Source organism: Bartonella sp. JB63 (assembly GCF_002022665.1).
Lineage (GTDB): Bacteria > Pseudomonadota > Alphaproteobacteria > Rhizobiales > Rhizobiaceae > Bartonella.
Window position 1 is genome coordinate 819,553 of sequence record NZ_CP019788.1, and the last position, 16,608, is coordinate 836,160.

Here is a 16,608-nt window from a genome sequence, read left to right on the forward strand (position 1 = left end):
TTTTACGTCAAGGATAGTACTATGACACATAATGCTATTACCCCATCTGAAAAAGAAAAACTGTTAAAGCAGCCATCTCTTCTTTCATTACGATCCCTTCATGAAGCTGCAATGAAACTTGCTAATTTAAAGCATAACTCAACTACATTAAGCACTCATTCTCTTGTCAGCCTTCTCCTTTGCCAAACAACTCGAAATCGCCGTTTAGCAATGCCTTTTGTCCGCATCCACTTACGTGTCGCAAGTAGAACCGGTAATGTACCTGTTAAACTTCGCTTAGGAGCAACAAATAGATAACCTGTAGTTAAATTCCACAAAAGTTATCTTATAAAATAATGTTCATTTATTATCAATGATCTTAAAAACTTGAATAAATCCTTATCTTAAAAACTGTGAAAATTACGCTATGAACTCTCATTTACGTAACTGACATTCTTATTGTTAAGTTTTAATCAACATTATTCTTAAAAGAAAAGTTAAAAATATTATCTCCTTGTTTTTTTAACACCAAACAAATTGCATTGAATTTTTCATTATAACAAAGAAAATCCCTATTAGAAACTAGCAATAACATTCAAAATTTTTGTTTATTGTCCAATAAAAACTCTTTTTCAACAATGTATTACTGCTTAGGCAAGCACACTCAATTGATATTATTGAACTTCTCGGCCAAACTAATGCTATTTTTATATAGGTGATTTAACAAGATAAAACATTAAGCGCAAGACCACCTTTGCTCGTTTCTTTATAGCGTTCACTCATATCATGTCCTGTTTGACGCATTGTCTCAATACAAGTATCAAGAGAAACAAAATGCCTTCCATTGCCATGTAAAGCAAGAGAAGAAGCCGTTACAGCTTTAACAGCACCCATTGCATTACGCTCAATACAAGGAATCTGAACAAGACCAGCAACTGGATCACACGTCATACCTAAATGATGCTCAAGGGCAATTTCAGCTGCATTTTCAATTTGCGCAGGCGTGCCACCCAATACAGCTGTCAATCCTGCTGCAGCCATAGCAGATGCTGTTCCAATCTCACCCTGGCAACCAACCTCAGCGCCAGAGATAGAAGCGTTATGTTTTATGATACCACCTATAGCTGCAGCCGTTAACAAAAAATTATGTATTCCCTCTCTATCTAAATTATCATGAAATTGAGTATAATAACGTAAAACAGCTGACACAACACCAGCTGCACCATTTGTTGGCGCAGTAACAATACGACCACCAGCAGCATTCTCTTCATTCACTGCCATAGCGTATACAGAAAGCCAATCATTTGCTAAAAGTGGTTGGTTGTAATTTTTTTTCTGATTCTCCAACAGCTTATCATGAAGCTTTTTAGCTCGTCTTGGGATACGCAATTCACCCGGTAACTCACCTTCTTGTGAAAGCCCTCTATCAATACAATTTATCATAGCACAAAAAATCTCATCAAGCGCAGTATTAAAGTCAACATGCTCCATTTTTGTTTCTTCATTTATACGCTTCATTTCAGCAATTGAAAAACCTGAAGTTTTTGACATTGATAACATTTTATCAGCAGAATCAAAAGGATATGGCACCTGCAATGTTTTTAATTTTATATTATAATCTACGTGATTTAGTTCATCCTCAGTTACAACAAAACCACCACCAACAGAATAATAAACCTGCCGTAAAAGAACATTTTTTTCGGCATTAAGCCCTTCAAATGCAAGACCATTAGCATGCCCAGGTAAAGTCTTTTTTCTGTCAAAAATGAGATCACTTTCTAGATCAAAGTGATAAACAGGATGGCCTTCTGGTTGCACTTTTTTTTCACGTTTAACTTGTTCGAAAAGTAATCCCATACGATCAGGATCAACTGTAGAGGCTTTTTCCCCTAAAAGTCCTAATACAATGGCCCTATCGGTAGCGTGACCAACTCCTGTAAAAGCTAATGAACCATGAAGATAAACACGAATATGAGAAATCTTGAGATGAGATAACTGAGAAAAATTCCTTGCAATAATCTCTTGCAAAAACATATTAGCAGCTAACATTGGACCCATTGTGTGAGAACTCGAGGGGCCAATGCCAACTTTAAAAATTTCAAAGACAGATAAAAACAAAACTTACCTCAAAATCAAACCCAGATCTTGAGTACATATTTTTTCATTATTCTTATTCTCATTAAAACTAAATTGTAAAGTAAACTAAAAAAATAACAGCCATAAACATGAACGTAGCACGTCTTGCTACCATCCAACAATCTTTTTTTCTATAGCATTTTCCATATCTAATCCTTAAGGAATAAACGATAACCTAAAATAATTATATATTTTAATATGTAAAATATAGTAAAATAAGCGTTAACATGCAATATTAAAATAAAATGCAAAATTGGAAATCCTGTGAAATATTTTGTATTATGTGTTAAATTTTTTATTTAAACAAATAAAAAACGTCTACTAGCATGATTGAACAAAACGCACAAAATTTTTGATTGGTTCGCGCTCAGTTTCAAAATTATTCTCTGGGGCGCTTGCATCACGATAACCAAGAGCCATACCACAAATAATACGTTGTTCGGGAGACACTGACAAAAGTGCACACAATTGCTTATGATAATCAGCAAATGCAGCTTGGGGACATGTATCTAACCCAAAGCCACGTGCAACCAGCATAATGGTTTGCATAAACATACCCAAATCAAGCCAGCTACCAATCTCCATATCTTTATCCATCGTGAATAAAAGCCCAACAGGCGCACCAAAAAATGAAAAATTTTGCGCTTGTTGACGAATTATCTTTTCTTGCTCACCTTTTTGAATCCCAAGACTTTTATAAAGAGCCAAACCAATTTTTTTACGCCGAGAAAGATAAGGCTCACGCCACTGACCTGGATAATATTGGTATTCACGCTCTCCTTTTATACCCGATAACACAAGTCGTGAAAGTTCCTCTCCTACTTTCTGCAATGCCTCCCCTGTTAAAACAATCACTTTCCAAGGTTGAAGATTTGTCCCAGATGGAGCCCGCGACGCAAATTTTAATATTTCCTCGATTATTTCTCGATCAACAGACTGATCAATAAAAGCTCGAATTGATTTTCTTGATAGAACCGATTGAAAAACATCAACACTAGAATCCCTCATTGTTCTGACTTTCTCTTATTTAAAAAATAATTTAAATGTCACTCTTCTTTAGTGAAACAAAATGAAAAATTCTTACTCTTACTTAATTCAGTATTTCCAAATTGGATAAGGTAAATTTGTTAGTTACGCGCTTTACCACCTAGACTTATTTCATTTTTTTCTAATTTTTTACAGCTTTCTTTCACCAAGACATTATATAAAAACATAATAATCAATAAATTATATATTTTTAAAATTATTTTTATATTCACCAATTTTAGCAAGCGTTAAAGCATTAAAATGTAATCTTTTTAAAAAGAGGATTCTATTAAAATTTCAGTCAAATTATAAAACTTATAACTAACGATTAACTCCTAACTCAGCCAAACTCTCAAAAAAAGTCTCTTCAATACGTTCTAAATCATGCAATAAATCATCAATATCGCACCGCATCTGTTGCAAATCAGCGCGTTTTTTATTGACACCTGCGATTAATTCTTTAAGTTTTTTTTCATTATCAGGTGGTTTTCTATCCATTGTTAATATATTAGATATCTCAGATAAAGAAAAATTAACTCTTCTAGCCCGTAATATTTGCTTTAATTTATAACGATCCGTTTGTGTATACAGCCGCTTATATCCACGCCGAAAAGGTATAAGTAATCCTTCTTCTTCGTAATAACGCAAAGTCCGAGCACTTATCGAAAATTCTCGCGTTAAATCATTAATTGAATAATATCCCTGCATTCTAATATTCTGCTCAATAAATAAACTACATTATTACAAAAAATGTATACGCTCTGTACTAAATTTTGTTAGCATTTTTTATTGCTTCCTTTTGAAAGATGAAAAACATGTTTTTTATAACAAGGTAAGTATGATATATTTTAAAATTTACAAAAATACACTTATCAGGAAAATGCGTTATTTCTGAGTTTTAAATAAAGTTCAATAAAAACGCCTAATTTCATCAGGCGCTTCAAGCTGCTTTTTAGCATATATTAAATCACTCAGCAGTATTAGCCGTCATATTTGTTAACATAGCTTTCGCGGTTTCACCATCACTGGATTTGCGGCGCTCATTCACAATCAGATCATCACGAACAGTAGCAATACGACGAATTTGGGCAATCGTACCGCCCGTACCCGCAGGTATAAGCCGACCAACAATAACATTTTCCTTAAGCCCTTGCAAAGTATCAATTTTTCCTGAAACTGCTGCTTCAGTGAGCACACGCGTTGTTTCCTGAAATGACGCCGCTGAAATAAAAGAGGGCGTCTGAAGAGATGCTTTTGTAATCCCAAGAAGTATAGGATTACCTACTGCAGGTCTTTTACCTTCGGCAATCAGATTATCATTGATTTCATCTAATTCAATGCGATCAACATGATCACCTAAAATATAACCAGAATCACCAGGTTCCGTAATTTCAACCTTTTGCAACATCTGGCGAACAATCACTTCAATATGCTTATCATTGATCAAAACACCTTGCAAACGATAAACTTCCTGAATTTCATTAACAAGATAAGACGCCAAAGCTTCAACACCTTTAATCGCTAAAATATCATGAGGTGCTGGATTACCATCAAGGATATAATCACCTTTTTCAATCTGATCACCTTCCTGCAAATGAAATAATTTACCTTTCGGAATTAAATATTCCACTGGTTCAAGGGATTCATCATGTGGTTCAATGATAATACGGCGCTTATTTTTGTAACCACGACCAAACCGAACTGTACCACTAATTTCAGCAATAATAGCATGATCTTTTGGACGACGTGCTTCAAAGAGTTCAGCGACACGTGGCAAACCACCCGTAATATCTTTAGTTTTAGCACTTTCCATTGGCAAGCGTGCAATAACATCACCTGCCTTAACGTAGGAACCAGGTTCAACAGAGAGAATCGTCTCTATCGACATCATATAACGAGCCTCACCCCCTTTATATAATTTAGCAACAGTTTCACCCTTCTCATCTGTATGAATGACAATTGCTGGTTTTAATTCGGCACCACGTGGATTAGCACGCCAATCAATAACCAAACGCTTAGTAATACCTGTAGATTCATCAGCTGTTTCTGTGACTGATAAACCATCAACCATATCTTCGAAACCTATATAACCATCAACCTCAGTTAAAATTGGCCGTGTATAAGGATCCCACTCTGCAATACGCTGTCCACATTTTACAACATCACCATCATCAACGAAGATGCGTGCACCATAACTAATGCGATGTACAACACGTTCTTTGCCAGATTCATCCTTAATCAGAATAGCCATATTGCGCCCCATAACTACCAAATGGCCCTCAGAATTTCGAACCACATTACGGTTACGAATTTCTATCTTACCATCATAAGACGCTTCAAAATAAGATGAGTCAACAACCTGCGCTGTTCCACCTAAGTGGAAAGTACGCATCGTAAGCTGAGTTCCTGGCTCCCCAATTGACTGAGCCGCGATAACACCCACTGCCTCCCCCTGATTAACCAATGTTCCACGTGCTAAATCACGACCATAGCACTTAGCGCAAACACCGAGACGAGTCTCACAGGTCAAAGCAGAACGTATTTGAATAGACTGAATTCCTGCCTCTTCAATCTTAGCAACATCAGATTCTTCAATCATTGCACCACCCTCAAGGATAAGCTCACCAGAAACCGGATGCAAAATATCAAGAAGCGCCGTACGACCAAGAATTCTCTGACCAAGAGAAGCAACAATTTGTCCTGAATCAACAATTGGCTGCATAGTAAGACCTTTTACAGTACCACAATCAATCGCTGAAATAATAGCATCTTGTGCAACATCAACAAGACGCCGCGTAAGATAACCAGAGTTAGCAGTCTTTAATGCAGTATCAGCAAGTCCTTTACGTGCACCATGAGTTGAATTGAAGTACTCATTAACAGTCAAACCTTCTTTAAAATTAGAAATGATAGGCGTTTCAATAATTTCACCCGACGGCTTTGCCATCAATCCACGCATCCCAGCCAATTGTCTCATCTGATTAGTAGAACCACGCGCACCAGAATGCGACATCATATAAATTGAATTCATTTGCCGTTTACGACCTGTTTTAGAATCAAATTCAACTGCCTGAATACGCTTCATCATCTCATCGGCAACACGATCGGTACATTTACCCCAAGCATCAACGACTTTGTTATATTTCTCACCTTGGGTAATTAAACCATCACTATATTGTTGCTCATATTCCTTAGCAAGAGCTTCCGTTTCCGCTACTAGACGAGATTTACTATCAGGAATAACCATATCATCTTTACCAAATGAAATTCCAGCACGACAAGCATGCGAAAAACCAAGCTGCATGATACGGTCACAGAAAATCACTGTCTCTTTCTGCCCACAGTGTCTATAAACTTGGTCAATCATTTTAGAAATATTCTTTTTGGTCATTTCCTGATTAACAATATCAAATGAAATATTAGGATTTTTTGGTAAAAGCTCACCAATAATTAAACGACCAGGTGTTGTATCGTAGAGTTTGGAAACAACTTCACCATCCTTATTGATATCTTTAAAACGGCCTTTAATTTTTGTATGCAAGGTTACAACTTTATTTTCCAAAGCGTGATGCAATTCACCCATATCTGCAAAAGCCATTCCTTCACCCGGCTCTTTTTCAGAAACAATGGAAAGGTAGTAAAGACCAAGAACCATGTCCTGTGATGGAACAATAATCGGAGCACCATTAGCTGGGTGAAGAATATTATTGGTTGACATCATCAAAACACGAGCTTCAAGCTGTGCCTCAAGAGAAAGAGGAACGTGAACAGCCATCTGATCACCGTCAAAATCCGCATTAAACGCTGTACACACTAACGGATGAAGTTGTATAGCTTTCCCTTCAATCAAAATAGGTTCAAAAGCCTGAATTCCTAAGCGATGAAGCGTCGGTGCACGATTCAGCAAAACAGGATGTTCACGAATAACCTCATCTAAGATATCCCAAACTTCAGGATGTTCCTTTTCAACAAGTCTCTTGGCCTGTTTGACAGTAGATGAATAACCCTTTGCATCAAGTTGCGCATAAATAAAAGGCTTAAATAATTCGAGAGCCATTTTTTTCGGAAGACCACATTGATGTAATTTCAATTCAGGACCTGTCACGATAACAGAGCGACCTGAATAATCAACACGCTTTCCAAGTAGATTTTGACGGAAACGTCCTTGCTTACCTTTTAGCATATCTGAAAGCGATTTTAATGGACGCTTATTTGCCCCAGTAATTACACGTCCGCGACGACCATTATCAAATAATGCATCAACAGCTTCTTGTACCATACGCTTTTCATTGCGGACAATAATTCCAGGAGCACGTAGCTCAATTAATCGCTTTAAACGGTTGTTACGATTGATAACACGTCGATAGAGATCGTTCAAATCTGATGTTGCAAAACGACCACCATCTAATGGAACTAATGGACGTAAATCTGGTGGAATAACTGGAATAGTTTTCATAATCATCCACTCTGGTTTATTGCCAGATTCAAGGAAATTCTCAACGATTTTAAGTCTTTTAATCAGTTTTTTCTGTTTTAACTCCGAAGTTGTCTCAGTCAATTCAGCACGCAAATCATTTGCAATTTTATCTAACTCCATCCCAGCAAGAAGTTCATAAATAGCCTCTGCACCAATCATAGCTGAAAATTGGTCTTCCCCAAATTCATCAATAGCAAGCATATATTCTTCTTCAGAAAGAAGCTGATGTAACTTAAGAGATGTCAACCCTGGTTCTGTGACAATATAATTTTCAAAATAAAGAACTCTTTCGATATCTTTTAAAGTCAAATCTAAAAGAGTAGAAATACGACCAGGTAATGACTTAAGGAACCAAATATGAACCACTGGAGCTGCAAGCTCAATATGCCCCATGCGTTCACGACGTACCCGTGAAAGAGTGACTTCTACGCCACATTTTTCACAGATAATACCCTTATATTTCATACGTTTATATTTTCCACATAAACATTCATAATCTTTAATAGGACCAAATATACGTGCACAAAAAAGACCATCACGCTCTGGCTTAAATGTTCGGTAGTTGATAGTTTCTGGTTTTTTAATTTCACCATACGACCAAGACAGAATCTTCTCAGGACTCGCAATTGAAATACGAATAGAGTCGAATATCTGCACTGGTGCCTGAGGATTGAAAAGATTCATGACCTCGTGGTTCATGCTGTTCTCCTTCAAAGATTCTTAAAACTAGCCACAAAAGCTTCTTTCTTTAGTTAAAGCTTTATTTAAGACCTGTTTTCATTTTTAAAATATTTTACTACCTAATAGAAACTTTTCTGTCATAACTTTACAAAAAATCAGAGCGCACTATTTTAATATTCGCCCTAAAAATTAATCTTCTGAATTAGTCAATGTTTGTTGCGCAATAAGTTCACGTGCATCATCAAGCTCTACATTAAGACCAAGAGAACGCATTTCTTTAACCAAGACATTAAAGCTCTCAGGGATACCTGTCTCAAATGTATCATCACCACGAACAACTGCTTCATAAACCTTCGTTCGACCTGCCACGTCATCTGATTTAACCGTCAACATCTCCTGCAAAGTATATGCAGCACCATATGCTTCAAGTGCCCAAACTTCCATTTCACCAAAACGCTGACCACCAAATTGAGCTTTACCCCCTAATGGTTGCTGCGTAACAAGTGAATAAGGTCCAATTGAACGTGCATGTATCTTATCATCCACAAGATGATGCAATTTAAGCATATAGATATACCCTACAGTCACTGGACGATCAAAAGGCTCTCCAGTACGACCATCATAAAGTGTAACTTGCCCTGAACTATCTAAGCCTGCATCTTCCAACATCATATTGATATCGGCTTCATGAGCTCCATCAAAAACAGGTGTCGCAATTGAAACACCTTTTTTCATTTGATGTGCCAACTTTAAAAGACTTTCATCATCATATTGGCGAACTGGTTCATTGCGATCATCATCAGGAATAAGATTTTCAATACGCTGACGCAAAGGCAATATATCTCCGCTTTCTTGATAAAGCTTTACTAAATCACCAATTTTCTTACCCATGCCTGCACACGCCCAACCAAGGTGTGTTTCAAGAATTTGACCAACATTCATACGACTAGGCACACCCAAAGGATTTAAGACAATATCCGCATGCGTTCCATCTTCAAGAAACGGCATATCCTCTACTGGAAGAATACGTGACACAACACCTTTATTACCGTGACGCCCTGCCATTTTATCTCCTGGTTGGATTTTCCGCTTCACTGCAACAAAAACCTTCACAATCTTCATAACACCAGGAGGCATTTCATCACCTCTTTGGACTTTCTCAACCTTATCCATAAAGCGACATTGTAGTGCTTTTTTTGACTCATCATACTGCTTATGCAAAGCTTCAATTTCACTCTGAAGCTTCTCATCCTCAACAGCGAATTGCCACCACTGATACCGTGGATATTGCTCCATTATTGTACTATCAAGAGTCTCTCCTTTGGAAAAACCTTTTGGACCTTCTATCACAATTTTACCTGTTAATATATCCGCAAGACGTGCATAAACACTCCGATCCAGAATTGATTGCTCATCATCACGATCTTTAGCTAAACGTTCAATTTCTTCACGTTCAATTGCCATTGCACGTTCATCTTTTTCTACACCATGACGATTAAAAACACGAACTTCTACAACAGTACCAAAAGTTCCAGGAGGCATTCGCATAGAAGTATCACGAACATCCGAAGCTTTTTCACCAAAAATTGCACGTAAAAGCTTTTCTTCAGGCGTCATTGGACTTTCACCTTTTGGCGTAATCTTACCAACTAAAATATCACCAGGATGAACCTCAGCACCAATATAGACAATACCAGCTTCATCAAGATTTCTTAATGCTTCTTCTGCAACATTAGGAATATCTCGGGTGATTTCTTCTGGCCCAAGCTTTGTATCACGTGCAGCAACCTCAAACTCTTCAATATGTATCGAAGTAAATACATCATCAGCAACAATACGCTCAGAAAGTAAAATAGAATCCTCATAATTGTAACCATTCCAAGGCATAAATGCCACAAGAACATTTCTTCCAAGAGCTAAATCACCAAGATCTGTAGATGAACCATCAGCAATAATATCACCTTTTTCTATCCGATCTCCTACATGTACGAGAGGACGCTGATTAATACAGGTAGATTGATTGGAACGCTGAAATTTCTGTAAACGGTAGATATCAACACCAGATTTTGAAGGATCTAAATCCTCTGTCGCACGAATAACGATACGCATTGCATCAACTTGATCAACAATACCACCCCGTTTCGCACCAATAGCAGCACCTGAATCACAAGCAACTATTGCTTCCATACCTGTACCAACAAGCGGCGCTTCTGCACGTAAAAGCGGAACTGCTTGACGTTGCATATTGGAGCCCATCAGAGCGCGGTTTGCATCATCATTTTCCAAAAACGGAATAAGTGCAGCAGCTACAGAAACCAACTGTTTTGGTGAAACATCCATCAAATCTATATGATCACGTGGCGCCATTAAAACTTCACCAGCATGACGACAAACAACAAATTCTTCTGTAAAACGTCCTTCTACATCTAACGAAGAGTTAGCCTGAGCTACATAATGTTTCGATTCCTCCATAGCAGAAAGATAAACGACTTCTTTCGTCACCCTACCATCAACGATTTTGCGATATGGACTTTCAATGAAACCATATTTATTAACCCGAGCAAATGTCGCTAAAGAATTAATCAGACCAATATTTGGTCCTTCCGGTGTTTCAATCGGACAAATACGACCATAATGCGTAGGATGTACATCACGCACTTCAAAACCTGCACGCTCACGAGTTAAACCACCTGGACCAAGGGCAGAAAGACGACGCTTATGGGTAATCTCTGACAATGGATTGGTTTGATCCATAAATTGCGACAATTGTGAAGATCCAAAAAACTCGCGGACTGCAGCTGCAGCTGGCTTTGCATTAATCAAATCTTGTGGCATAATTGTATCAATTTCAACTAAGGACATACGTTCTTTTATTGCACGCTCCATACGAAGCAAACCAATCCGGTATTGATTTTCCATCAATTCGCCAACTGACCGCACACGACGATTGCCAAGATTATCAATATCATCAATTTCACCACGACCATCACGCAATTCAACTAACATTTTAACAACAGCAATAATATCTTCTTGACGCAAAATGCGAACCGTATCCGGACAATCAAGACCCATACGCAAATTCATCTTGACACGCCCAACAGCTGAAAGATCATAACGCTCTAGATCAAAAAACAATGAATGGAACATAGCCTCCGCTGTATTAATTGTCGGAGGTTCACCTGGACGCATTACTCGATAAATATCAAATAAAGCATCCTGTCGACTTTCATTTTTATCCATCTTCAATGTATTACGAATGTATGCACCAACATTCATATGGTCAATATCAAGAATATTAATTTGATCAGCACCAACATCAGATAAAATCTTTAATGCTTTTTCGTCAATTTCATCACCAGCTTCAAGATAAATCTCACCTGTTTGATAATTCACGATATCTTCTGCAAGATAGGATCCCAACAAATCATCTTCACTAACTTCAATCGCTTTTAGACCTTTTTCTTCTAAAAGCCTTGCAGCACGAACCGTTAACTTTTTACCAGCCTCTGCAACAACTTCACCGCTATCCGCATCAACAAGATCAGAAGCTAGTTTCATGCCTTTAAAACGATCAACTGAATAGGGAATACGCCAGCCATTCTTAGCGCATTCATAAGTAACTTTATTATAAAATGTTGATAAAATATCTGAAGCATCCATACCCAACGCCATTAAAAGGCTGGTTACTGGAATCTTGCGTCGCCTATCAATACGGGCATAGACAATATCTTTAGCATCAAACTCAATATCAAGCCAAGAACCACGATAAGGTATCACACGAGCTGCAAAAAGAAACTTACCTGACGAATGAGTTTTTCCTTTATCATGATCAAAAAATACACCCGGAGAGCGATGCATCTGCGAAACAATAACACGTTCTGTACCATTAATGACAAACGTACCATTGTTTGTCATTAACGGCATATCACCCATATAAACACCTTGTTCTTTAATGTCCTTAATATCTTTTGAACCAGTATCTTCATCAATATCAAAGACAATTAAACGCAATATCACCTTTAATGGTGCTGCGTATGTCAAATCACGCTGACGACATTCTTCCACATCAAATTTAGGTGAATCAAATTCGTAACGAACAAATTCAAGCATAGCTGTACCAGAAAAATCTGAAATAGGAAATACCGATTTAAAAACAGCCTGCAAACCTTCATCTAAACGCCCGCCTTCAGGTTCCTCAATCATAAGAAATTGATCATATGAAGCTTTCTGAACTTCAATAAGATTTGGCATTTCTGCTACTTCAGGAATCTTACCAAAAAACTTGCGCACACGTCTACGACCATTAAATTGAGACATCATCGCTAAAGTCTGAGCCATTGTCGCTCCTCGATTCTTACTATTCAAGGTAGACTAAACCTTGATAACTCCATGTCATCAGCCTGCATATACAGACTAATTCACTTAATACCTAACTAACCAACTTATCTACTTAATTTGGCTTTATTGTTAGGCCCTTAAACAACTTATATTTCCTTACAGCCAACTAAACTGTAAGGAAAAGTATTTCCTCAATCAAGCCCCTTTTCTAGGGTAATAAATCAACATACATAAAAGTTTACCAATAAAATAAATTATTTAAGTTCAACCTTAGCACCAACAGCTTCAAGTTGGGTTTTAATTTTTTCCGCTTCGTCTTTAGAAATACCTTCCTTAATAGGTTTAGGTGCTCCTTCAACTAAATCCTTTGCTTCTTTAAGCCCAAGCCCTGTAAGGGCACGAACTTCTTTAATAACATTAATTTTTTGAGCACCACTATCAGTAAGAATAACATCAAATTCTGTCTTCTCTTCGGCAACTGGAGCAGCAGCACTAACAGCAGCAACAGCCACAGGAGCAGCAGCAGAAACACCCCATTTTTCTTCAAGTAATTTTGAAAGTTCTGCAGCCTCCAAAACAGTAAGGTTAGAAAGATCTTCTACGATCTTTGCCAGATCAGCCATTTTAAAATTCCTTCACTTAAAAGATTTGAACTATTGTTTAGAATTTATCCAAAAAAACAGAAAAACATCAAGAGTCTCTATAACTTTGGATTACAAAAAAAACAGCCTTAAGCTGCTCTATCCTCCCCGAGCATATGCACCAATAACACGCACAACCTGACCAGCAGGTGCATTGACAACCTGAACAATACGGGTCGCAGGAGTAGAAACCATACCCAAAATTTTTGCCCGTAATTCGTTCAATGAAGGCAATGAAGCTAAAGACTTCACAGCATCAACACTTAAACTTGTTGCACCCATTGAACCACCAAGGACAACAAATTTATCATTGGTTTTCGCAAAATCAACAGCAACTTTCGATGCCGTAATTGGATCTTCTGAATAAGCAATAAGTGTTTGCCCAGTGAATAGACCCATCATTGCTTCAGATTCTGTGCCCTGAAGAGCGATTTTAGCAAGACGGTTTTTGGCGACTTTAATAGCACCACCCGCTTCACTCATTTTCGAACGAAGATCGTTCATTTGTGAAACAGTCAAACCGGAATAATGTGCAACAATAACAGAACCGGACTCTTGAAAAGTCTTGTTAAGCCATGCAACGAATTTGCCTTTTTCCGCTTTATTCACTGTCTTTCTCCATTTAACAGGCTTACAACACAAGCCTGCTGGTTATCTTGAATAGCATGAAATTCTTCTATGCCAACGACGAGGACCCTGCCCCCTTCTTCACGTATATAAACGATCAAAGGCAATCCTGGCTCAAACCTTTTAAGTTTATTAACTTCAAAGTTCTCACCCTAGTCTCATGTAGGCTTTATTCAATTAAGATACCCCAAAAGATATCACCTACAATCTCGGACAGGACATTCCGGAATTTCTTCCGGTATGACCCGAGCTCAATAAAGCTCAGATAACTGAATGTAACTAAAACCAACAACTAAAAATATAATCTTAGCCATCAGATACACAACAAAATCACAATCTGCTCATACTGACTCTGAACGAACTGTTGCAGGATCAACTTTTATTCCAATACCCATTGTTGAAGAAACTGCAACCCGCTTAATATACTCACCCTTTGCACCTTGCGGCTTAGCTTTAGCAACTGCACTCACAAAAGCTTTAACATTTTCTACTATTTCCTCAACCCCCAAAGAAGCTTTACCGATACCGGCATGCACAATACCAGATTTTTCAACACGAAATTCAACAGCACCACCTTTAGAAGCCTTGACAGCACTACCAACATCAAGTGTTACAGTACCAACTTTTGGGTTTGGCATCAAACTCCGCGGACCAAGAATTTTACCAAGACGACCCACAAGAGGCATCATATCCGGTGTTGCAATACACCTATCAAAATTAATCGTTCCGCTATTAACAGTTTCAAACAAATCCTCAGCACCTACAATATCAGCACCAGCTACTTTAGCTTCTTCAGCCTTAGCACCACGTGCAAAAACAGCAACACGAACATTTCGTCCTGTTTCATTAGGTAAATGAGCAACACCACGAACCATCTGATCAGCATGACGAGGATCAACACCCAAGTTCATCGAAATCTCAACTGTTTCATCAAATTTAGCAACCGCGCGTTCTTTGATCATTGAAACAGCATCAGTTAAATCATAAAGCTTATTAAAATCAACACCTTCACGAATTTTTTGTATTCTTTTTGCTACCTTTACCATAATGTTAGCCTAACACCTCTAAGCCCATAGAGCGAGCAGAACCTTCAACCATACGCATTGCTGCCTCAATATCATTTGAGTTAAGGTCTTTCATTTTTGCCTCCGCAATCGAACGAATCTTATCACGAGAAACAGTCCCCACAGATACTTTACCAGGTTCTTTCGAACCACTTTTCAAATCTGCTGCCTTTTTCAAAAAAAATGACACTGGAGGCGTCTTCAATGAAAACGTAAAAGATTTATCCTGATAGTAAGTAACAACAACTGGAATCGGCGTACCTTTTTCCATTTCCTGGGTAGCTGCATTAAACGCCTTACAAAATTCCATAATATTAATACCACGCTGTCCGAGAGCGGGACCAATCGGAGGTGATGGAGTGGCTGCTCCCGCTGGAATTTGTAACTTCAACTGACCTACACTTTTTTTTGCCATAATAATCTGCCTCTAATTTAGACTGGTAAATTGGCTATTTATTACGCCAAAAACCCACTGCAGTTTGATGATCCGGATCATTAAGCCGGCAAAAGCTATAAATCACCTTCCATCTTAACATATTTTAAAAGTGACTAAAGATCACTTTAAGCTTAATCAGAGCTTTTCAACTTGATCAAACTCTAAATCAACAGGCGTAGGACGCCCAAAAATTAATACTTCAACTTTAAGACGAGAGCGCTCCTCTTCAACCTCTTGAACAATACCGTTAAAAGAAACAAAAGGACCATCTGCCACTCGGACTTGCTCACCCACCTCAAATGACATAGAAGACTTCGGAACTTCGACTCCCTCTTTAACTTGTTTCAGAATTTGCTCAGCTTCGTGATCAGAAATAGGAACAGGACGCGCATCTGAACCTAAAAAACCTGTCACTTTAGGAGTGTTCTTAATGAGATGATAAACTTCATCTGTCAACTCAGCACAAACAAGGACATAACCAGGAAAGAATTTGCGCTCAGAGTCAACCTTACGACCACGACGAATTTCAACAACACGCTCAGTCGGAACGAAAATCTTTTTAAATAAATGATCAAGCCCTTTCTGCTTCGCTTCTTTATCAATAGCTTCCGCTACCTTCTTTTCAAAATTCGAATACGCCTGAACAATATACCAACGAGCAGCCACCGTCACACTTCCTTGCATTATCAACTAAAAAGATATTTTAGAAGATCAATACCCCGCCATACACCAAAATTCACAGCCTGATCCACAATAAAAAAGAAAACCGAAGCTAACGCCGTCAACACCAACACCATAATAGTAGAAACTACTGTCTCATGACGTGTAGGCCATTTCACTTTAGCTGTTTCTGCACGAACTTGCTTCAAAAAGGTGATAGGATTGATTCTAGATGTCATTAGTCACACTATTCTTTCTAACTTTATCGCAAATAGACAATAAAAAACATAACAAAAACGCAAAAAACCACCACTATCCTTATGCAATCTCATTACTTTCCATTCAATACAGATTCATGTACAAAAAAACAAGCCCTATACAAAAAAAAGAAAATACAATGTAACTAAGTAGCTAATCTATCCTCTCACTAATTATAGCATAAACTATAACTACATGGCAGGGGCAGCAGGACTTGAACCTGCGACTTGCGGTTTTGGAGACCGCCGCTCTACCAACTGAGCTATACCCCTAACCTTTGAGGAA

12 protein-coding genes and 1 tRNA gene are annotated in these 16,608 nt (G+C 38.0%); 1 reads left to right on the forward strand and 12 read right to left on the reverse strand.

The window, feature by feature from the left end; genetic code table 11:
* Positions 1 to 21 precede the first annotated feature (21 nt).
* On the forward strand, positions 22 to 297 hold the full coding sequence (locus BJB63x_RS03575) for a hypothetical protein (protein WP_078719037.1): 276 nt from the start codon (positions 22 to 24) through the stop codon (positions 295 to 297).
* Between the two features lie 402 nt (positions 298 to 699).
* Here BJB63x_RS03575 and BJB63x_RS03580 read toward each other — a convergent pair whose 3' ends face one another.
* The 12 genes from BJB63x_RS03580 to BJB63x_RS03635 all read right to left on the reverse strand — a co-directional run bounded on the left by BJB63x_RS03580 (position 700) and on the right by BJB63x_RS03635 (position 16,595).
* On the reverse strand, positions 700 to 2,097 hold the full coding sequence (locus tag BJB63x_RS03580) for an L-serine ammonia-lyase (protein ID WP_078719038.1): 1,398 nt from the start codon (positions 2,095 to 2,097) through the stop codon (positions 700 to 702).
* Between the two features lie 339 nt (positions 2,098 to 2,436).
* A complete protein-coding gene (locus tag BJB63x_RS03585) occupies positions 2,437 to 3,123 on the reverse strand; it encodes a nitroreductase (RefSeq protein ID WP_078719039.1) in 687 nt (228 codons plus the stop codon).
* 339 nt (positions 3,124 to 3,462) lie between these two features.
* Positions 3,463 to 3,849 carry a MerR family transcriptional regulator gene (locus tag BJB63x_RS03590; protein ID WP_078719040.1) on the reverse strand — a complete coding sequence of 129 codons (387 nt, stop codon included), beginning with the start codon at positions 3,847 to 3,849 and terminating at the stop codon, positions 3,463 to 3,465.
* Positions 3,850 to 4,108: 259 nt separating this feature from the next.
* Positions 4,109 to 8,317, reverse strand: coding sequence for a DNA-directed RNA polymerase subunit beta' (rpoC, locus tag BJB63x_RS03595; protein WP_078719041.1), 4,209 nt, complete (start codon positions 8,315 to 8,317; stop codon positions 4,109 to 4,111).
* 171 nt (positions 8,318 to 8,488) lie between these two features.
* The gene (rpoB, locus tag BJB63x_RS03600) at positions 8,489 to 12,637 is read right to left on the reverse strand and encodes a DNA-directed RNA polymerase subunit beta (protein ID WP_078719647.1); all 4,149 of its coding nucleotides are present in this window, start codon (positions 12,635 to 12,637) and stop codon (positions 8,489 to 8,491) included.
* Positions 12,638 to 12,891: 254 nt separating this feature from the next.
* A complete protein-coding gene (rplL, locus tag BJB63x_RS03605; protein ID WP_078719043.1) occupies positions 12,892 to 13,260 on the reverse strand; it encodes a 50S ribosomal protein L7/L12 in 369 nt (122 codons plus the stop codon).
* 117 nt (positions 13,261 to 13,377) lie between these two features.
* Positions 13,378 to 13,887, reverse strand: coding sequence for a 50S ribosomal protein L10 (rplJ, locus tag BJB63x_RS03610; protein WP_078719044.1), 510 nt, complete (start codon positions 13,885 to 13,887; stop codon positions 13,378 to 13,380).
* 359 nt (positions 13,888 to 14,246) lie between these two features.
* Positions 14,247 to 14,951, reverse strand: coding sequence for a 50S ribosomal protein L1 (rplA, locus tag BJB63x_RS03615; protein WP_078719045.1), 705 nt, complete (start codon positions 14,949 to 14,951; stop codon positions 14,247 to 14,249).
* Positions 14,952 to 14,955: 4 nt separating this feature from the next.
* On the reverse strand, positions 14,956 to 15,384 hold the full coding sequence (gene rplK / locus BJB63x_RS03620) for a 50S ribosomal protein L11 (RefSeq protein WP_078719046.1): 429 nt from the start codon (positions 15,382 to 15,384) through the stop codon (positions 14,956 to 14,958).
* A 156-nt stretch (positions 15,385 to 15,540) separates the two neighbouring features.
* A complete protein-coding gene (nusG, locus tag BJB63x_RS03625) occupies positions 15,541 to 16,071 on the reverse strand; it encodes a transcription termination/antitermination protein NusG (protein WP_078719537.1) in 531 nt (176 codons plus the stop codon).
* A gap of 20 nt (positions 16,072 to 16,091) precedes the next feature.
* Positions 16,092 to 16,304 (reverse strand): preprotein translocase subunit SecE, encoded by a 213-nt coding sequence (gene secE, locus BJB63x_RS03630; protein WP_078719648.1) that lies wholly within the window; start codon positions 16,302 to 16,304, stop codon positions 16,092 to 16,094.
* A 215-nt stretch (positions 16,305 to 16,519) separates the two neighbouring features.
* A tRNA-Trp gene (locus BJB63x_RS03635) sits at positions 16,520 to 16,595 on the reverse strand.
* Positions 16,596 to 16,608 lie beyond the last annotated feature (13 nt).